This window comes from Kitasatospora sp. NPDC059812 (assembly GCF_042732075.1).
Taxonomy (GTDB): domain Bacteria; phylum Actinomycetota; class Actinomycetes; order Streptomycetales; family Streptomycetaceae; genus Kitasatospora.
In genome coordinates this window covers 144,151-162,549 of record NZ_JBHWIO010000006.1, presented here as the reverse complement: position 1 = coordinate 162,549, position 18,399 = coordinate 144,151, and the positions used below count along the sequence as shown (strand labels likewise).

General features: G+C 74.7%; 18 protein-coding genes. 9 read left to right on the top strand and 9 right to left on the bottom strand.

The window, feature by feature from the left end:
- Positions 1-27 precede the first annotated feature (27 nt).
- The 3 genes from ACFV6D_RS05330 to ACFV6D_RS05320 are packed head-to-tail and all read right to left on the bottom strand — an operon-like array spanning position 28 to position 2,881.
- Positions 28-663, bottom strand: coding sequence for a DUF6461 domain-containing protein (locus ACFV6D_RS05330; RefSeq protein WP_380558507.1), 636 nt, complete (start codon positions 661-663; stop codon positions 28-30).
- A gap of 60 nt (positions 664-723) precedes the next feature.
- Positions 724-2,229, bottom strand: a complete 1,506-nt coding sequence (locus tag ACFV6D_RS05325) for a CoA transferase (RefSeq protein WP_380558505.1) — start codon at positions 2,227-2,229, stop codon at positions 724-726.
- A gap of 22 nt (positions 2,230-2,251) precedes the next feature.
- Entirely contained in the window at positions 2,252-2,881 is a 630-nt protein-coding gene (locus ACFV6D_RS05320) for a LysE family translocator (protein ID WP_063349873.1), read from the bottom strand.
- A gap of 167 nt (positions 2,882-3,048) precedes the next feature.
- On the opposite strand from ACFV6D_RS05320, the gene ACFV6D_RS05315 reads away from it, so the two are divergent.
- On the top strand, positions 3,049-3,507 hold the full coding sequence (locus ACFV6D_RS05315; protein ID WP_063349872.1) for an Lrp/AsnC family transcriptional regulator: 459 nt from the start codon (positions 3,049-3,051) through the stop codon (positions 3,505-3,507).
- A gap of 60 nt (positions 3,508-3,567) precedes the next feature.
- Positions 3,568-4,263, top strand: a complete 696-nt coding sequence (locus ACFV6D_RS05310) for an N-acyl homoserine lactonase family protein (RefSeq protein WP_063349871.1) — start codon at positions 3,568-3,570, stop codon at positions 4,261-4,263.
- 94 nt (positions 4,264-4,357) lie between these two features.
- Here the strand turns inward: ACFV6D_RS05310 and ACFV6D_RS05305 are convergent, their stop codons facing one another.
- Entirely contained in the window at positions 4,358-5,608 is a 1,251-nt protein-coding gene (locus tag ACFV6D_RS05305; RefSeq protein ID WP_363366892.1) for a cytochrome P450, read from the bottom strand.
- Between the two features lie 242 nt (positions 5,609-5,850).
- On the opposite strand from ACFV6D_RS05305, the gene ACFV6D_RS05300 reads away from it, so the two are divergent.
- A complete protein-coding gene (locus ACFV6D_RS05300; RefSeq protein ID WP_380428112.1) occupies positions 5,851-6,816 on the top strand; it encodes a hypothetical protein in 966 nt (321 codons plus the stop codon).
- A gap of 304 nt (positions 6,817-7,120) precedes the next feature.
- Here ACFV6D_RS05300 and ACFV6D_RS05295 read toward each other — a convergent pair whose 3' ends face one another.
- Positions 7,121-7,390: a zf-HC2 domain-containing protein gene (locus ACFV6D_RS05295; protein WP_380369027.1), complete on the bottom strand. Its 270-nt coding sequence runs from the start codon at positions 7,388-7,390 to the stop codon at positions 7,121-7,123.
- 55 nt (positions 7,391-7,445) lie between these two features.
- Here ACFV6D_RS05295 and ACFV6D_RS05290 point away from each other — a divergent pair, with 55 nt between their 5' ends.
- The 4 genes from ACFV6D_RS05290 (at position 7,446) to ACFV6D_RS05275 (ending at position 12,241) form a co-directional block, all read left to right on the top strand.
- Positions 7,446-8,009 carry a sigma-70 family RNA polymerase sigma factor gene (locus ACFV6D_RS05290; RefSeq protein ID WP_079135986.1) on the top strand — a complete coding sequence of 188 codons (564 nt, stop codon included), beginning with the start codon at positions 7,446-7,448 and terminating at the stop codon, positions 8,007-8,009.
- Between the two features lie 230 nt (positions 8,010-8,239).
- The gene (locus ACFV6D_RS05285) at positions 8,240-9,613 is read left to right on the top strand and encodes an MFS transporter (protein WP_380558502.1); all 1,374 of its coding nucleotides are present in this window, start codon (positions 8,240-8,242) and stop codon (positions 9,611-9,613) included.
- A 118-nt stretch (positions 9,614-9,731) separates the two neighbouring features.
- Entirely contained in the window at positions 9,732-11,102 is a 1,371-nt protein-coding gene (locus ACFV6D_RS05280; protein ID WP_380494296.1) for a cytochrome P450, read from the top strand.
- Between the two features lie 116 nt (positions 11,103-11,218).
- Positions 11,219-12,241: an L-tyrosine/L-tryptophan isonitrile synthase family protein gene (locus ACFV6D_RS05275; RefSeq protein WP_380558499.1), complete on the top strand. Its 1,023-nt coding sequence runs from the start codon at positions 11,219-11,221 to the stop codon at positions 12,239-12,241.
- Here ACFV6D_RS05275 and ACFV6D_RS05270 read toward each other — a convergent pair.
- The 3 genes from ACFV6D_RS05270 to ACFV6D_RS05260 are packed head-to-tail and all read right to left on the bottom strand — an operon-like array spanning position 12,226 to position 15,356.
- On the bottom strand, positions 12,226-13,143 hold the full coding sequence (locus ACFV6D_RS05270; protein ID WP_380558496.1) for an ABC transporter ATP-binding protein: 918 nt from the start codon (positions 13,141-13,143) through the stop codon (positions 12,226-12,228). The two genes, ACFV6D_RS05275 and ACFV6D_RS05270, sit on opposite strands and share 16 nt — an antisense overlap.
- A complete protein-coding gene (locus tag ACFV6D_RS05265) occupies positions 13,140-14,228 on the bottom strand; it encodes a FecCD family ABC transporter permease (protein WP_380558493.1) in 1,089 nt (362 codons plus the stop codon). Before ACFV6D_RS05265 ends, ACFV6D_RS05270 begins: the two co-directional genes overlap by 4 nt.
- 3 nt (positions 14,229-14,231) lie before the next feature.
- Positions 14,232-15,356 (bottom strand): ABC transporter substrate-binding protein, encoded by a 1,125-nt coding sequence (locus ACFV6D_RS05260; RefSeq protein ID WP_380558490.1) that lies wholly within the window; start codon positions 15,354-15,356, stop codon positions 14,232-14,234.
- Positions 15,357-15,753: 397 nt separating this feature from the next.
- On the opposite strand from ACFV6D_RS05260, the gene ACFV6D_RS05255 reads away from it, so the two are divergent.
- Complete coding sequence (locus tag ACFV6D_RS05255; RefSeq protein ID WP_380558487.1) at positions 15,754-16,560, top strand: helical backbone metal receptor; 807 nt, start codon at positions 15,754-15,756, stop codon at positions 16,558-16,560.
- Positions 16,561-16,642: 82 nt separating this feature from the next.
- Positions 16,643-17,644, top strand: a complete 1,002-nt coding sequence (locus tag ACFV6D_RS05250) for a transglycosylase SLT domain-containing protein (protein ID WP_380558484.1) — start codon at positions 16,643-16,645, stop codon at positions 17,642-17,644.
- Positions 17,645-17,732: 88 nt separating this feature from the next.
- Here ACFV6D_RS05250 and ACFV6D_RS05245 read toward each other — a convergent pair.
- Positions 17,733-18,399 (bottom strand): hypothetical protein (locus ACFV6D_RS05245; protein WP_380558481.1); only part of this gene is annotated, 667 nt, incomplete at its 5' end.

The following is an 18,399-nucleotide window of genomic DNA, read 5'->3' as shown; positions in this document are numbered from 1 at the left end:
CCTGACTCCACGGGTCTCACTCCGTAGCTAGCGCGTCGGCGCGTAGCCGATCCGGAACGTGGCGGCCTCCAGCCGTTCCGGTGTGAGCCGGACGTCCGTCAGCCGCTCGGCCAGCGCGAACGCGGCCTCGGTGTGCAGGTCGTGACCCTCCCCGTCGAGCTGGAAGCCGCAGGCCGTCAGCAGCGCGGGGACACCGGGGGCGTCGGCGTCCGAACCGTGCCGCTGGGTGGGGAACAGCGGCTCGAACTGGAGCCGGCAGCTGCCCTGTTCCCACCAGTTGAAGTGGTCCACCGCGACGGCGTTCCGGAAGTGCGAGACCAGCCGGGTGCCGTTGGCGAGGCGGCGGATGACGTCGGGCAGGCTGCCGAGGTAGCCGAAGACCTCGACGACGACGGCCCACCCATCGAGTTCGGTGACGGCGACGAGCAGCCGGTCGTCCTCCGGCTCGATCCGGGCCTCCGCCTCCTCGTCCTCCCCGTCGTCGAAGGTCTCCCAGGCGGCGACCACGGCGTCCAGGCCGGTGACCTCCCGACCGGGCAGGGCGCCGAAGCGGCGCAGCAGTTCGTCGGCGGTGATCCCCTCGACCAGCGTCAGGCAGTGGGCCGCCCCGGGGATGGGGTAGCGCTGCTCGAACCAGGTGTAGTCGGTGGCGTGTGCAGTCATGCGCCGATGCTGCCAGCTGCCTGTGACACCGCCGGCCGGGGCGGCGGTTGCGTGGCGTCCTCAGAGCCAGACCGGCGCGTCCGTCCCCCAGCGCCCCGGCGGGCGGGACCAGTCGGTGGGCGCGCCGGTGTAGGCGATGGGCGGCAGGGCGTGGCGCAGCCGTCCGTAGGCGGAGTCGGTCTCGGCGAGCCACCGTGCCGGGTCGTACGCCCCGGTGTCCGGAGCACCGTCCGCCGGGGCACCGTCCGCCGGGGCAGCGTCCGCCGGGGCAGCAGGGGCGGGCGCCTCGGGCGGGATGCCGTGCAGCAGCCACGAGGCCGTACCGGCGAGGGAGAACCGCAGGTGGCGGCCGCCGGGCCGGCCGGTGCGCTGCTCGGTGAGGGCGCGCAGGATGGCGGCGGCGACGAGGTAGCCGGTGCCGTGGTCGAGGGCCTGGGCGGGCAGTACGCCCGGGCGGCCGTCGGGGCCGGCCTCGTGGGCGGCGATGCCGACGCCGGCCTGGACGAGGCTGTCGAAGCCGCGCCGGCCGGCCCAGGGGCCGGTCCAGCCCCAGGCGCAGAGCTGCGCGACGATCAGGCCGGGGTGGCGGGCCGACAGTGCGTCTGGGGCGAGGCCGTGCGCGTCGAGGGCTCCGGGGCGGTAGCCGGTGACGAGGACGTCGGCGGTGGCGAGCAGGCCGTCGAAGACGGCGCGGTCGGCGGGATCGGTGAGGTCGAGGCGGGTGGAGCGCTTGCCGAAGCCGGTGTCGGCGTGGGCGTCGTCGGCCTCGGGGAGGTGGGGCGGGTCGACGCGCAGGACGTCGGCGCCCAGCAGGGCGAGGGTGCGGGTGGCGACCGGGCCGGCGATGACCCGGGTGAGGTCGAGGACGCGGATCCCGGCGGCGGGCCGCTCGGGGCCGGCGTCGCCGAGCGGGCGGACGGGCGCGGTGCCGGTCACCCGGCTCTCCACCAGGGGGTGCGCGGTGGCACTCACCGGCGCGACGGCTACGGCGAGCGCCCCCGCTTCGAACGCCCGCTCCTGGACCTGCGCCGCCGGCAGTTCGCCCAGCAGCTTGGCGAGCATTTCGGGCCCGGCGTCGGCGGGCAGGTCGAGGGCGGCGAGCAGTCGGGTGCGGTGGTGCGGGTAGTTGGCGTGGGTGCGGACCCAGCCGTCGGCGGCGCGCCAGAAGCCGGAGTGCGGGGCGAAGCTGACGGGCGTGCGGCCGTCGACGGTCAGGTGGCGTTCGCTGACGAAGGCCGTGGCGACGGCGCCCTGGTCCACCCGGACGGCGGGGACCGGGCCGCCGGCGCGGTGGGCGGCAAGTTCGGCGGCGGCCAGCGAGCAGGCGGCCACGGTGGCCCGGGCGAGCCTGCGCACCGGCAGGCCGGAGGCCAGGACGTCGCCGGGGCCGTGGAAGGAGACCCGCCCCAGCAGCTCGGCCGATCCGCCGAGGGCGGCCCAGAGGTCGGCGGCGGGCCGGTCCGCAGGTTCCCCTCCGGCGGCGGGCTGTTCGGTGGACGCGGGCTGATCGCCGGACGCAGGCTGATCGGCGGGCCAGGTGCCGGGGAAGGTCGGACGCTCTGTCATGCCCGGCATTGTGCTCCCGTTCTCAGGCGCTCGCCGTGACGCCCGCCACCAGCATCAGCAGCACCGCCGAGACGAGGGTCATCCGGCGCGCCGCACGCGGGGTGCCGCCGAGCCGGCCGCCCAGGCGTCCGCTGGCGTGCGCGACCAGCCCGTACACGACGGCGCAGGCCAGCACGTTGAGCGAGCCGAGGGCGAGCACCTGCCCGCCGACCGGCAGCGCGGCGCCCGGCTCGACGAACTGCGGCACCAGGGAGAGGTAGAGCAGCAGCCCCTTGGGGTTGAGCAGGGCGGTCAGCATGCTCTGACGCAGCACGGTCGCGGTGGGCTGCGGCTTGGGCTCGGTGAGGGCCGTGGCGCCCCCGCCCTTGCGCAGCGCGAGCAGCATGGTGACGGCCAGCACCAGCAGGTACGCGGCGCCGGTGAGGCGCAGGACGGGCAGGGCGGCGGGGACGGCACGCAGCGCGGCGGCCAGGCCGGCGCTGGAGAGCAGGGTGTGGACGGCGTAGCCGGCGCAGACGCCGCCGACCGCGATGAAGGCGGCGCGCCGACCCTGGCCGAGGCCTCGGGCGGCGATGTAGAGCCAGTCGGGCCCCGGTGTGCAGACCAGCAGCAGGTCGACTCCGAGGAAGAGAAGGAGGGCATGGGTGTCCATGGGTGGCGGTGACCTGTCGTGCTCGTTCGGGCGGGTCCCGGCCGTTGGTCCGGTGATCCTCGCGGCACCTGTCCGGTGCGTTCGGTCACTGAAGGTAGCCGGATAGCCCTGGCACGCGATGGCCACTTCCTGCTGGTCCGGCCCGCGTTTTGGCAGAATGTTGCGCCATGGACCGAATCGACCGCAGAATCCTCCGCGAGCTCCAGCAGGACGGCCGCCTGACCAACGCCGACCTGGCCGCCCGGGTGGACCTCACCCCCTCCCCCTGCCTGCGCCGGGTCCGACAGCTGGAGCAGGACGGCGTGATCCGCGGCTACCGGGCGCTCCTGGACGGCACGGCGGTCGGACGCGGCTTCCAACCCTTCGTCACGATCACCATGCGTCACGAGGATCAGGTGACGGTCGCCGAGTTCGAACGCCGGGTGGCGGAGCTGCCGGAAGTGGTGGAGGCGCACCGCCTCTTCGGGGAACCCGACTACCTGCTGCGCATCGCGGTGGCCGACATCGCCGCGTACGAGCGCTTCATCACCGACGTGCTCTCGGGCCTGCCGGGGATCGCGCAGGTCAACTCGCATCTGACGATGAAGCAGGTGAAGGCCGACCGAGGGCTGCCGATCGGCGGGTAGGCTGCGAACGGGGGCCGCCGCGGCCGCCCGTACGGGGGACAGCGCGACAAGGGGAGCTCCATGCACGCGGTCCGCCGCCTCGATCTCGGGTACTTCGTCCGGCCTGCGTCCGAGGTGGGCGGCCCGGAGCCGCGGGTGGAGCCGGTCCTCGCGTACCTGGTCCGCCGCCCGGAGGGGCTGCTGCTGTTCGACACCGGGATCGGCGCAGGCGAGCCCGAGACCGAAGCGCACTACCGCCCGGTCCGCCGCCCGCTGACGGAGGCGCTCGCGGCCGTCGGCGTCGCCTGCGCCGACATCGACCTGGTGGTCAACTGCCACCTCCACTTCGACCACTGCGGCGGCAATCCGCTGCTCGCCGGCACGCCCGTCCTCGTCCAGGCGGCCGAACTGGCCGCCGCCCGGCGCGGCGCGTACACCATCGACGCGCTGGTCGACTTCCCCGGCGCCGACTACCGCGAACTGGACGGCGAGACGGAGGTCTGGCCGGGCGTACGGGTGCTGCCGACGCCCGGGCACACCGGCGGCCACCAGTCACTGGTGGTCGAGCGGCCCGGCGGCGGCGCGGTGATGCTGGCCGGGCAGGCGTACGACTTCGCGTCCGAGTACGGCCAGGCGGTGCTCGCCCGGCGGGCGTCGCGCGAGGGCGTGGCCGCGCCGCTGCCCGGTTACCGGGCCTGGCTGGACCGGGTGGCGGAGTACGGGCCGCGCCGGGTTCTGTTCGCGCACGACCACGCGGTCTGGGAACCGGTCGGATAGGGCCAACGGCCGGGCCAGGCACAGTTCAGGGGGTCCGGAGGCTCGGAGGCTCGGAGGCTCTGAGAGTTCAGAGTGCTCAGAGGACTCGGAGGGTTCAGAACGTGAAGCGCAGCGACCGGACCCGGTGGTCGAAGTTGGACGGCACGATGTCCGGCTCGCCGACCGACCGCACCTCGGGCAGCCGGGCGAACAGCTCGCGGAACAGCACCTTCATCTCCTGCCGGGCCAGGTGCGCCCCGATGCAGTAGTGCGGCCCTCCGCCGCCGAAGCCGAGGTGGGGGTTGGGCGTGCGGGTGATGTCGAACGCGTCCGGGTCGGGGAAGACCGTCTCGTCCCGGTTGGCCGAGCCGAAGAACAGGGCGACCTTCTCCCCCGCGCGCAGCAGCGGGCCCCCGGGGCCGCCGAGCTCGTGGTCGACGGCGAGGGTCCGGCGGAAGTGGATGATCGGCGTGGCGTGGCGGATGATCTCGTCGACCGCACCGCCGAGCCCCCCGTCGAGGTCCGCGAGCAGCAGGGCGCGCTGCTCCGGGTGCGCGGTCAGCAGGTGCAGGCCGTGGGCAAGCGCGTTGCGGGTGGTCTCCACGCCGGCGACCAGCAGCAGGGAGAAGAACGCGCCGAGTTCGCGTCCGGTGAGCCGGCGGCCGTCCACGTCGGCGGTGACCAGGGCTGAGATCAGGTCCTCGGTGGGCCGGCGGCGACGCTCACGACCGATCGAGGCGACCATGCCCTGCATGCGGGCCAGCGCCAGCAGCCCGCGCCCGGGCATCCGGATCCGGCGGCGCAGCGGGCGGGCCACGCCGATGTTCTCGGAGGCGTGGTTGACCTGGTCCAGGATCATTCGGCGCGGATGTTCCGGGATCCCCATCATGGTGCAGATCACCTGGAAGGGGAGCTCGGCGGCCACGGAGGTGACGAAGTCCTCCGGCCGCCGCCGCTCGACGTCGTCGACCAGGCGGGTGGCGACGCGGCGGATGTCCTCCTCGACCTGGCCGAGCAGCCGGGGGGTGAAGGCCCGCGAGACGATCCTGCGCAGTTGGGCGTGCCGGGGGTCGTCGAGGTTGACCATCGAGTCGCCGAACACCAGCCGGACCCAGCGGGGCGGTTCCGGGGTGGTGACGCCGGGGCCGCTGAGGAACACCGCGGGGGTGCGGCTGGCCTCGACCACGTCGGCGTGGCGGACCAGCGCGTGGAAGCCCCGGCCGGTGGCGGGATCGCCGAAGAACACCGGCGCGGGGCGTCGGCGCAGTTCGGCGAAGGCGGCCGCGCGGGCGGGGGCGGGCAGCTGCCAGAAGCGGGGGTCGGCGAGGTCGGCGGCGGGGGCCGCCAAGCCGGTCGAGGTCTCCATGGCCGGGCCTCCTGCTTCGCGTTCGGCGTCCGCCCGGCAACCACTATCGGTACCGGGGTGTGCACATTTAGTGAGCAAGCGGGGGGTGATGTCAAACCGCGTCGATGGTCGTACGAACGGGTTGGTGCGGCGGCCGGGCCGGACTCTCGACACACGGAGGCACGGGGCCGGGCATGGTCTCACGGGGTGGAACCGGCCAATACCGGAGGGTGCGGTCCGGGCCGGGCGGAGCGGGTGCGACGATGAGTGCCATCGTGATGACCGACCGGATCCGCCTGCTGCGCGCCGTGGTCTTCGCCGCGCTGTGCGTGGCGCTGGCCGCCGCGGCGCACGTCGCCATGGCCGGAGCCGGGGTCTCACCACCGGTGCTGATCGGCGCGTTCGGGGCCGTCCTCGGTCTGACCTGGCTGCTCGCCGGCAAACGGCGCGGGCTCGGCGCGATCAGCGCCTGGATGGTCGCGGCCCAGAGCGCGCTGCACCTGCTGTTCGAACAGGCCGCGGCGTTCGGCCGGGGAGGCGGCGGTCTCGGCCGGCTCGCCACCACGGACTGGGCCGCGCTGCTGCTCTGCAACCCCGAGCGGATCCCCGGCGGGCTCTCCCCCGTCGAGCTGGCCCGGATGGCGGGCCTCGACCCGGACGTCCCGCCCGCCGCCAACGGCCTGCACACCATGGCGGGCATGCACCACGGGACGGCGGCGGGTGTGGTTTCCGCCCCGGTATCGGTATCCACGTCCGCGTCGGTCTCCGCGTCCGCTTCGGCTTCGGCTTCGGCTTCGGCCGATGGGACGGCGCTGGACGCGGCCGGGATGGCGGGGATGCCCGGCATGCCGGGTACGTCGGGCCTGTCCGGAGCATCCGCCGCACACGGGATGCCCTCCGGGACGGCACACGGCATGGCACACGACATGGCGCACGGGATGTCCTTCGGGATGATCGCCGCCCACGCGCTCGCCGCGCTGGCCTGCGCGCTGCTGCTGTGGCGCGGTGACGCCGCGCTGGTCCGGCTCTTCGACCTGCTCGGCGCGCTCGGCACCGTGGTCGCGGGAGTGCTGGTGCTCCCGCTGCTGGCGCTGTTCGCGCGCCCCTTCGGCTACCGCCCGCCGGCTGCACCCCGGCCCACCGGCGGCCGGACCCGGCCATCCCGGTCGGTGCTGCTCACCCATGCCGTGGTCCGGCGCGGCCCGCCGGCGCTCGCCCTCGCCTGCTGACGCGCCCGCCGTCCCCACTCCTGCGCCTACCGCCCGGCAGCCCACCGCCGCCGGGGACCGCAGGGCCCACGGGGTTCGCTCGGCGGGCAGGTCGCCCTGCCGCTCGGCCGCGCCTTCGCCGCCGTGCCGCCAGGGCCCGGACCCGCGCCCGCCCGCCGTCTCCTCCGTGGAGGCGCCGCGGGCCGCGCGGAAGTCCCATGGACGCCGGCGGCGCCGCCTCGGGTGGCGCCGCTCCCAGCCCTCCCCTCAGGACCTTCGCATGCCTGACTACGACGGCGCACCGGCTTGGGCCGGCGCCACCGTCCTACCGCTCCACGGCCTCCGGCCCGTCCGGAGCCTGACCGCCCCCGAGCCCCCGCACGCCGAGTCCGTCCAGCAAGCGGGCCGACCACTCGTCCGACGGGCCGGCGGCGGCGCTCGCCCGGACGCGGCCGCGCAGTTGCTCGGCCCGCTCCAGCCACGCACGGCAACCGGCGCAGCGCGCGACGTGCCCGTCCAACCGGCCACCCGACAGTCCGGTCGGTTCGCCGTCGAGCCGGGCCGACAGGGCGGTACGGAACTGCGCGCATCTCATACGACCATCGTCCCGCACTGCCCTCACGGTGGGACCGGCCGGGTGGGAGGCCACCGTGGATGACGAGCAGCTCACCGCGCTCGCACTGACCGCCCGCGCGGGCCGGGCCCCGGACGTCGAGGCCTTCGTCCGCGCCACCCAGCGGGACGTCTGGCGGTTCGTCGCCCACCTCACCGACGTCCAGTCCGCCGACGACCTCGCACAGGAGACCTTCCTGCGCGCGCTGCGCGGCCTGCCCGCGTTCGCCGGCCGCTCCTCGGCCCGCACCTGGCTGCTGTCGATCGCCCGGCGCACGGTGATCGACCGGTACCGGACGGCCGCCGCCCGACCGCGCTGCGCGGCGCTGCCGGACTGGCAGGAGGCGGCGGAGCGGCAAGGAGCCGAACCGGCAGCCGGGTTCGAGGACGGCGTCGCGCTCGGGGACCTGCTCGACCGGGTGCCCGCCCAGCGGCGGGAGGCCTTCGTCCTCACCCAGATGGTCGGCCTGAGCTACGCCGAGGCGGCCGAGGTCGCCGGCTGCCCGATCGGCACCGTCCGCTCCCGAGTCGCCCGCGCCCGGGAGGAGCTGATAGCCCGGCTCCGCGCGGCCGAGGGCGGGGAACTCGCAGCGGCCTGCTGAGCGGGGGCAGGTAGCGGGTAACAGATGACAACTAACAGATAACAGATTTCGAAATCTGTTATCTGTTAGTTGTTAGTTGTCTGCTATCGGTTGCCATCCGTCCGTCGCCCCCGTCCGTCCGAAAATTCCTTCACATGTTCGGAACTGGAGCCCCCGCGCCTCCGACTGCTGTACCGGACCCCGCCGCCGAGGCGGTGTCCGGGACAGCAGTCGGGCAACGGAGGGACTTCATGGCAGCGCAACAGCCGCTGACCGTCGCCACGTTGATGGACAGTCAGGCCGAACCGGCAGACCGGTGGATTCTGGTCGTGGCCGCCGGGCTGCTCTCGTTCGTCGCGATGCTCGACATGAACGTGGTCAACCTGGCCCTCACCGACATCTCGGCCAGCCTGCACGTGTCCGCCGGGGTCGCCCAGTGGGCCACCCTCGGCTACCAACTCCCGCTGATGGCACTCCTCTTGCCCGCCGGGCGCTGGCTGGACCAGGTGGGCACCCGCTCGGCGCTGCTGCTCGCCGTCAGCTGCTTCGCCGCGTGCAGCGTGCTGGCCTCCCTCGCCCCCTGGGCGGGCTGGCTGATCGCCGCCCGACTGCTCCAGGGCGCCTTCGGCGCGGTGCTGTTCGTCCTGATGCCGGTGCTGGCCGCCACCTCCGTCCGCCCCGAATCGCGCGGACGGGCGATGAGCATCCCGGCGACGCTCGGCCCGCTCGGCGCCGTCACCGGGCCGGTCATCGGCGGCCTGCTACTGGACCACTTCGGCTGGCGGGCGGTCTTCCTGATCAAGCTGCCGGTCTGCCTGGCCGCCGTGCTGATCGTGCGCCGGTACGCCCCGCGGCGGGGCCACCTGCGCCCGCCCGACCGGGCGTCGCTCGGCGACGCCGCCCTGATAGGCGCGGCCGTCGCCGCCGTGCTGCTCGCGCTGACCCTGGCCCCGGAGGCGCCGCTGTGGCTGCTGCTGGCGCTGCCCGCCGCCCCCCTGGTGCTGGTCTGGCTGCGCCGCCCCGGGGGCAGGCCGGTCGCCAAGGTGCTGCGGGCCGCCGGAACCGTCGGGGTCAACGCGTCGGTGCTGGCCCTCGCCGCCGGCTTCGCGGCCTGCCACTACCTGCTCGCCCAGCACCTGCGCGGTCCGGGCGGCGAGAGCGCCACCGCCACCGCGCTCACCATGCTGGCCTTCCCGCTCGGCATGGTGCTGGCCGGCCGGGTCGGCGGACGGCTGGCCGACCGCTGGGGCGCCCGCCCGACCGCGCTCGCCGGCGCCGCCGTCACCACCCTCGGCCTGGCGCTGCTCGTCCCGCTGGACACCGGGTGGTCCGCCGCCGACATCGCCTGGCGGCTCGCCCTGGCCGGTGTCGGGATGGGCCTCAACGGCGGCCCCACCCAGGCCCTGGTGATGACCGCCTCGCCCCCCGGGAAGCTCGCCACCGCGGGCTCCGCCGTCCAACTGGCCCGCAGCCTGGGCTTCGCCCTCGGCCCGGCCCTGGCCGGCGCCGCCGCGCTGGCCGGCGACCGCGCCACCACCGGCACCCGGACGGGCATCGCCCTGGCCGCCCTGGTCGCGGCGACGGCCGTGGCCCTGCTCGCCCTGCACCGCCGCCCACGGACCTGAGCCTGCCGGACCGCGCCTCCCCAACTCCCAACGCCCGCATGCCCAGAGCCCGTACCCCAGAGCCCATACCCGAGAGCCCGCACCCCGCCATGCCCGCACCACCGGAGGAACACCGCAGATGACCGACACCGTCCACGATCCGGCGCCGGCCCACCCGGCGGACGAACCGCGCTGCCCGTACGGGTACGACCAACTCCCGGACCCAGTACCGCTGTACGGCCCCGCGTACAAGAGCGACCCGTACCCGCTCTACCGGCGGATGCGCGAGGCCGGGCCGGTGCACCGGGTGGAGTTCCCGAGCGGCATCCACGCCTGGCTGGTCACCGGCTACCAGGCCGCCCACGAGACCCTCAACGACCCCAGGTTCGGCAAGAACCACGCGCTGGGCAACGAGAACTGGCACAAGCTGGCGTCGATCATGCCCGAGCCGCAGCACTCCCAGTTGCAGGTCCACCTGCTGCACCAGGACCCGCCCAAGCACACCACGATGCGCCGGCTCGTCCTGGACGCCTTCGCGCCGCGCCGGGTGGAGTCGTTGCGCCCGCGCTTCCAGGAGCTGGCCGACGCGCTGGTCGACGAACTGCCCGAGACCGGCGGCGCCGATCTGGTGGCCGGCTTCGCGGCGCACTTCCCGTTCCGGGTGCTCGCCGAAGTGATCGGCCTGCCGGCCGAGTTGGCGGTGCGGTTCGACCGCGACTGGGGCAAGGTCGTGCAGCCCGTCGGCCCGCACGATCCGGGCCGCCCGGCGTACGAGGCGCGGCTGCGCGGCCTCCAGACGTACATCGCCGACGTGGTCGCCCACAAGCGCGCCGGGAACCCCTCCGATGGCCACGACCGGCACGACCCGGACACGGCCGGCGCCGACCTGCTGGGCCGGCTCGTCGCCGCCCACGACGCGGGCGAGTTGAGCCGCGAGGAGCTGGACTCCATGGTGTTCCAGCTGTTGGTCGCGGGCCAGGAGCCGGTCACCAACCAGATCACCACCATGCTGATCACGCTGCTGCGCCACCCCGACCAGCTCGCCCGGCTGCGCGACTCCCTCTCCGAGGGGCCCGCCCACGACCCCGGCCTGTTGGCCCGCGCGGTGGAGGAACTGCTGCGCCACGACGCCGCGTTCGAGCTCACCACCTGGCGGTTCCTCGCCGAGGACGGAGACCTGTTCGGGACCACCGTCCCGGCCGGCGACTCGGTGATCGTCTCGCTGTGCGCCGCCAACCGGGACGAGACGCGGTTCCCGGACGCGGACCGCCTCGACCTCGACCGCACGCCCAACGCCCATCTCGCCTTCGGCCACGGCATCCACTACTGCCCCGGCGCCGCCCTGGCCCGGGCCGAACTCCAGACCGCCGTCGCCACCCTGCTCACCCGGCTGCCCGGACTGCGCCCGTCCGAGGCTGCCGACGAGGACCTGGACTCCCTCGCCTGGATCCCCGCCGTCCTGGCGCGCGGGGTCAACCGGCTGCCCGTCGGCTACGACCGGCGCGCCTGAGCCGGGGCCCTCGGCCACCCTGCGAACACCCCGCGGCCGCGCCCGCCCGCCGACGTCCGCCCGACGTCGGCCCGGCGTCCGCTCCACGCCCGCACCACCTTCCACGGAGGACCACCATGCCGCCCGCCGGCACCGTTTCCACCCGCCACCACCACACCGCACCTGCGCCCACGCCCGCGCCGGAGCCCGCACCGGAGCCCGCGAACACCGGGGGCGGCACCGACCAGCAGGACGCCGCACGGCTCGCCGCCCGGATCCTCGGCCTGCTGCTGCCGCACCGCCGCGCCTCCGACCCGGGGCTGGACGCCAAGCCCGAGCATTTCCCGTTCCAGCTGGCCCAGTTGAAGGACTTCATCACCGCCGGCGACCCGATCCTCTTCACCCTGCCCGGCTTCCCCTGCAAGTCGCCGAACCCCGCGAAGGTGCTCAGCCACCTGCCCGACGAAGGCGAACGGCTGTCGCTCACCTTCCTCGACGGGCTCTGCGCGGAGATCGGCGGGTACTACGAGCCCGGCGCGCGGATCCTGATCTGCTCGGACGGGCACATCTTCGGCGACCTCGTCCACGTCCCCGACGACCACATCGACGAGTACTCCGACGAGTTGACGGCGATGATCGGGCGCGAGGACCTCGCCCACCTCGCCACCTTCGACCTGCGGGACGTCCTCGGCGACCTGCCGTACGACGACAAGCGCGCCCGGGTGCACGCCCAGTACGCGCCGAGCGTCGAGGAGTTGCGCGAGCAGGTGCTGACGGACGAGGAGACCCTGCGGCTCTACCGCGGCATCACCCGCTTCCTGACCGACGACACCGTCGGCTTCACCGGCACCCGCTCCGCCCTGCAGCGCGACTGCCGTCGCCGCGCGTACGGGGTGATCCAGCGCAGCCGCGCCTGGGGCGAGTTGATCGCCGAGCAGCACCCCCGGTCGGTCCGGCTGTCCATCCACCCGCAGCCGGCGGGCGCACCGAAGTTCGGCATCCGGCGTTTTTACGCTGCCGACGCGTGTATGCCGCCCTGTCACACCTCGGTAACCCACCGCGCCGAGGGTGAGTGGTTGTTGCTGCGCCGCGCGGACGCCGCGCCGCGCGGCCGGCTGGTCGAACTCGACGGCCGGCCGAGCCACTACGAGGCGCTCTGACGCGCAGGCTCCACCCCGGCGGCATCCAACCCTGCGACCTCCACCCCACCAGCATCCGCCCCGGCCCCGGCACCCTCCACCGGAGCCGGGGCGGTCGGGACGGCCGGGGTCGGGACGGCCGGGGTCGGGACGGCCGGGGTGCGGTGGTCGAAGGCGATCAACGGGTCACCGGTGAGCGGGTGTTCGACCACTGCCGCCCGGACGCCGAACACCTCGGCCAGCAGCTCCGCGGTCAGCACCTCGCGCGGCGCCCCGGAGGCCACCAGGGCGCCGCGGTGCAGGACGTGCAGCCGGTCACAGACGGAGGCGGCCGCGTTGAGGTCGTGCAGCGCGACCAGGGTGGTGCGGCGCTGGTCCCGCAGCAGGGCGAGGAGTTCGACCTGGTGCCGGACGTCCAGGTGGTTGGTCGGCTCGTCCAGCACCAGGACGTCCGGCTGCTGGGCCAGCGCGCGGGCCAGCAGCACCCGTTGCCGTTCGCCCCCGGACAGTTGGGCGAAGCGGCGGTCGGCGGCGTCCGCCATGCCGACCCGTGCCAGCGCGTCGGCGGTGATCCGGTGGTCCTCGGCGTCGTCGCCGGCGAACGACCGCTTGTAGGGGGTGCGGCCCATCGCGACCACTTCGCGGACGCTCAACTCGAAGTCCCCGCCCCGCTCCTGCGGCAGCGCGGCGATGTGCCGGGCGGACTGCGCGGGGCGCAGCCCGGCCAGGTCGCGCCCGGCCAGCAGCACCCGCCCGGCGCTCGGCCGCAGGTGCCGGTAGACGGTGCGCAGCAGGCTGGACTTGCCGCTGCCGTTGGGCCCGACCAGGCCGGCGATCTCCCCCTCCTCGGCGACCAGGTGGACGCCGGCCACCACCGCCCGCCCGGACAGGGTGACGCTCAGGTCCTCGACGGCGATCCTCACGTGCGCTCCAGTCGTCGGTCCAGCAGGTAGAGCAGGGTGGGGGCGCCGAGGACGGCGGTGACCACGCCGATCGGCAGTTCCTGGCCGTCCAGCGCGGTACGGGCCACGGTGTCGACCACGACCAGCAGCAGCGCGCCGGTGAGCGCGGACAGCGGCAGCAGGCGCCGGTGGTCGCCGCCGACGAGCAGGCGGCAGACGTGCGGCACCATCAGTCCGACGAAGCCGATCGCGCCGGAGACCGCGACCAGCACGCCGGTCAGCACGCTGGTGACGACGAAGACCTCCCGGCGCAGCCGGGTGACGTCCACGCCGAGCCCGGCGGCCGTCTCGTCGCCCATGAGCATCGCGTTGAGCCCGCGGGCACGGGCCTGGAGCAGGGCCAGCCCGAGCACCACCGCGACGGCGGGGACGGCGAGTTGGGCCCAGACCGCGCCGCCGAGACTACCCATCAGCCAGAACAGCACGCCACGGGTCTGCTGCTCGTCGCGGGTCTGCAGGACGAGGTAGCTGGTGATGCCGCCGAGGAACTGGGCGATGGCGATGCCCGCGAGGACCAGGCGCAGCGGGGAGAAGCCGCCGCCGCGCCGGGCCGCCAGCCAGACCAGGGAGAACGCGGCGAGCGCGCCGGCGAAGGCCGCCAGGGAGACGGTGAGGCCGAGCGCGCTGCCGAAGGCGAGGTCGAGGCCGAGCGAGGTGCCGAGGACGATCGCCGCGACCGCCCCGAGGGAGGCGCCGGAGGAGATGCCGAGCAGGTAGGGATCGGCGAGCGGGTTGCGGACCAGGGCCTGCACGGCCGTGCCGACCAGGCCGAGCCCGGCCCCGACCGTCGCCGCCAGCAGGGCGCGCGGGACGCGCAGTTGCCAGACGATGAGGTCGCGGGTGCCGGGTTCGGGGGCCCGCCCGGTGAGGTGGTGGGCGACCACCGACCAGACCTCGCCGGGCGGGATGTCCACCGCGCCGAACGACACGGCGGCGGTCAGCGCGAGCACCAGGGCGGCGGTCAGCGCGACGGCCAGCGGCCCGGCCCGCAGGGTGCGGGCCGGGCGGGGCTCCTCGCGCCGTTCGGCGGAGACGGCCGACGTCACCGTCTACTGCCCGTTCTTGACGAGATCGGGGTGGACGGTGGCGGCGATCTGCCGGACGGCGTCGGCGTTGCGCACACCCGCGATGGTGGTGACCTCGGAGCCGAGCCGCACGAAGTGGCCCTCCTGGACGGCCTTCAGACCCTGGGTCGCGGGGAAGCCGCGCAGGAACGCCTCGGCGTCGTCGAAGGCCTTGCGGGTGGCCTCCTCGCTGCCCCGGTTGCGGACGGCGAGCTGGATCCAGTCCGGGTTCTTGGCGACGACGTCCTCCCAGGAGCCGGGCTTGAAGTCGGCGTCGCAGTCGGCGAACACGTTGCGGGCGCCGGCCTGGGTGATCACCGCGTTGGCGACCTGCCGGCCGCAGACCGCCACCGGCTGCTTGGTGCCGGCGTCGAAGTCGAAGACGAAGTAGCCGGGCCGCTGTGCCTCCGCGACGCCGGCGAGGGCGGTGCGCACCTCGCCGACCTGCTTCTCCATCCCGGTGACGAGTTCCTCCGCGCGGGCGGCCGTGCCGGTGACCGCGCCGAGGCGGCGGATGTCGTTCTCGACCCCGGACAGGTCGGTGCGCGGCGCCTTGGCGGCCTTGGGGGTGCCGGCGCAGGCGGTCGAGAGGAGGTAGACGTGCTGGATGCCGGCCGCCGCGAACTCCTCCTCGCTGGGCCCGGTGGCGCCGCCGCCCATCATCGGCATCGCGCCGAAGGTGTCGACGTAGAGGTCGGCGCCGGAGCCGAGCAGCTTCTCCTTGGGGATCGTCTTGTCGCCGAGCACCGGCACCTTGGCGCCCTGTTCGGCCAGGGCCGGCGGGAGGGTGCCCTTGCCGGGCGGGAAGCCGGTACCGATCACCCGGTCGCCCGCGCCGAGTTGGAGCAGTATCTCCAGGGCGGCGGCATTGCTGGTGACGATCTTGGCGGGGGCCTTGGCGATGGTGGTCTCCCGGTCCGCGCAGTCGGCCACCTTGACGGGGTAGCCGCCGGCCGGGGCGGTCTGGGCGGCGCCGGCCGCGCCGCGCTCTCCGCCTCCCCCGCCGCCGTTTCCGGCACCGCTTCCGGCACCGCTTCCGGCGCCACTTCCGCAGGCCGTGGCGAACAGGGCGACGGCGGCCGCGATTCCGCAGACAACGCGAGGGCGCATGACAATTCTCCTGGTGGGTGATCGTGCCAGGGCGTGTCTGACAATTCGCGGCGGATCAGCGCGCGGCGTTGGGCGCCCGGCTGGGCGCGCCGGCGAAGCGTCCTCGTACTGGGTCGTACTTGGACGTTTCGCCGGTGCGTCCAGGCGGGATGCCCGGCGTCGCGCGCCCGGCGGGAATTGTCAGACACGCCCTAGGGGCCCGTCGTGCGAACCCGGACCAGGTAGTCGGCCGGACCGTCCGGGGGGTTCCCGGGGATTTCCGCACCGCCCGGTGCCCGTTCACCCGCCGTCCGCCCGCCCGCCATCCGCCACCCGTTCGCCGCCCGACCATCGCCCGTCCGATGCCCGTGCCGCCCGTCCGATACCCGTCCGCGGACCCCCGGCGTAGGGTGGCCGGATGGCCGATCCCACCGTCCTGCGGGACGATCTCGACCTGCCCGTCCGGTTCGGCCCGCGCCCGCCGCGCCGGGTGGTGTCGCTGGTGCCGTCGCTGACCGAGGCGGTCGCCGCCACCGCCCCCGGGCTGCTGGTCGGCGCCACCGACTGGTGCAGCCATCCGGCCGACCTGGCGGTCACCAGGATCGGCGGCACCAAGAACCCGGACGTGCCCGGCATCCTCGCCCTCGCCCCGGACCTCGTCCTCGCCAACGACGAGGAGAACCGGCGCCCCGACCTGGACGCGCTGCGGGCGGCCGGCCTGCCGGTCTGGGTCACCGACATCCGCACCCTGGACGACGCGTTCCGCTCGCTCGACCGGCTGCTCACCGCCGCCTGCGCGCTCCCGCGCCCGGACTGGCTGGACCAGGCCGAGGCAGCGTGGGCCCCGGTCCGGCACCCGCCGGACGGCCCGCGGGCGATCGTTCCGGTCTGGCGCCGCCCGTGGATGGTCCTGGGCCGCGACACCTTCGCCGGGGACCTGCTGCGCCGCCTCGGCCTCCGGCTCGTCCACGCCGGACACGCCGAGCGCTACCCGGCCGTTCCGCTGCCCGAACTGCTCGCCTGCCGACCCGAGTTGGTGGTCCTCCCGGACGAGCCGTACCGCTTCACGGCACAGGACGGCCCCGAGGCGTTCCCCGGCGTCCCGGCGGCGCTGGTCAGCGGACGCCACCTGACCTGGTACGGACCGTCCCTGGTGACGGCGCCGACGGTCCTCGCGCACGCGTTGGACCACCCGTTCACAGGGGGCATGAACATCACATCGTAGGATGACCGCCACTCACCGGGCCCGCCGGTGACGAGTGGGGGGAACCACAGTGGCAGTGAGCGCATCCCGGAGAGCACTGGTCATGGTGTCGGCCGCAGCGGTCTCGACGGCCGTCCTGGCCGGCTGCGGCACCAAACACGCCGACAACCACCAGAACAGCGCGCCGGACACCACCACGGTCGCCGCCACCGGGACGCCGACCGAGACGCCGAGCGCGAGCCCGTCCGCGACCGCCACCCCTACGCCGACCACCTCCCCGACGGCCAGCGCCTCCCACAGCCCGAACCCGTCCGCGAGCAAGTCCAGCAAGCCCGCCCCGACCACCCCGGCCCCGACCGCCACCAGCACCAAGCCCGGCGCCCCGAGCAGCCCGCCCGCCGCGCCCGCCACGCCGCCCCCGGTCGCCAAGCCCGCCATCGTGGCCCCCGTGCCGGTCGCCAAGCCCGGACCGGTCGCTCCCCCGCCGCCGCCCGCGCCGCCGACCCCGCACGTCCCGCCGCTGCAGAGCAGCTGCCAGCCCAGCAAGCCCCAGCCCGACGAGCCCAAGGAGGCCGTCGGCGCGGCCCTCGCCACCGCCGCCGGCCAGGCCCGCACGCTCAACCTCAGCAGCGGCGGCACCGACAAGCTCCCGCCGCTACCCGTCAACCTGGTCAAGGCGATCGCCTGGCAGGAGAGCGGCTGGCAGTCCGGCATCCTCGCCTGCGACGGCGGGATCGGCACCATGCAGATCATGCCGAACACGATCAGCTGGATGAACAGCAAGTTCGGCACCAACTCCGACGCGAAGACCCTCCCCGGGAACGTCCAGCTCGGCACCCAGCTGCTCGACTGGCTGGTCGCCTACTACGGCGACTCCTCCTTCGACGGCAAGTACGACCTCTCCCCCGACCCGGCCACCGGCAAGACGCCGCTGCTCGACCTCGTCATCTCCGCGTACAACGCCGGGGCGGGCAACGTGCACTACAACACCGTCACCGACCCGGCCACCGGCCAGGTCGTCGGCAGCCTGGTCATCCCCAACCCGGGGTACGTGGCCAACGTCAAGGCGCTGATGACCGGCCAGCCGTGGACCAAGACGGGCTGACAAACCCCCGAACCCGCGCGGGACAGCGGAAGGGCCCGGAACGCGATCTCGCGTCCCGGGCCCTTCGCCGATGTTCCCCGCTCGTACGTCAGCCCCGCGCGGCGGTGACGGCGGCGCCCAGCGCCTCCTTGATCCGCGGCCCGAGGCGGGCGAAGCCCAGCTCCTTCATCGCCGCCCGCAGCAGTTCCTCCTCCGTACGCTCCACACCGTCACCGTCCACCCACCGGACGACGGCGAGCAGCTCGTCGGCCGAGTAGGCGGTCACGGGCCGGCCGGGCGTGAAGTCCGGCTTCTCGGGCCGACCGGCGGCGACGGGCGCGGGCTCGACGGCGGGCGCGGACTCGACGACCTCGACCTCGACGACCTCGACAACCTCGGCCACGGCCACCGGCTCCGCCACAGCGGCGGGCGCCTCCTCGACGACCTCGACCTCAGCCACCGGCTCCGCAACAGCGGCGGGCTCAACGACCGGCTCGGCCTCGACCACCGGCTGCACGTCCTCAATGGCCTCGGTCGCTTCGACCGACTCCACGACGACAGCGGCGGGCGCCTCCTCGACGACCTCAACCTCGACCACCGGCTCCACGACAACTGTGGGCTCAGCGATCGGCTCGACCTCAGCCACCGGCTCGTCCGCCTCTGCCACGGGAGCCTCGACCTCGGCGACCTCGGCGACCGTCTCGGGCTCCGCAGCCGGCTCGACCTCAGCCACCGGCTCCACGACGACGGCGGCAGGCGCCTCCTCGACGGCCTCA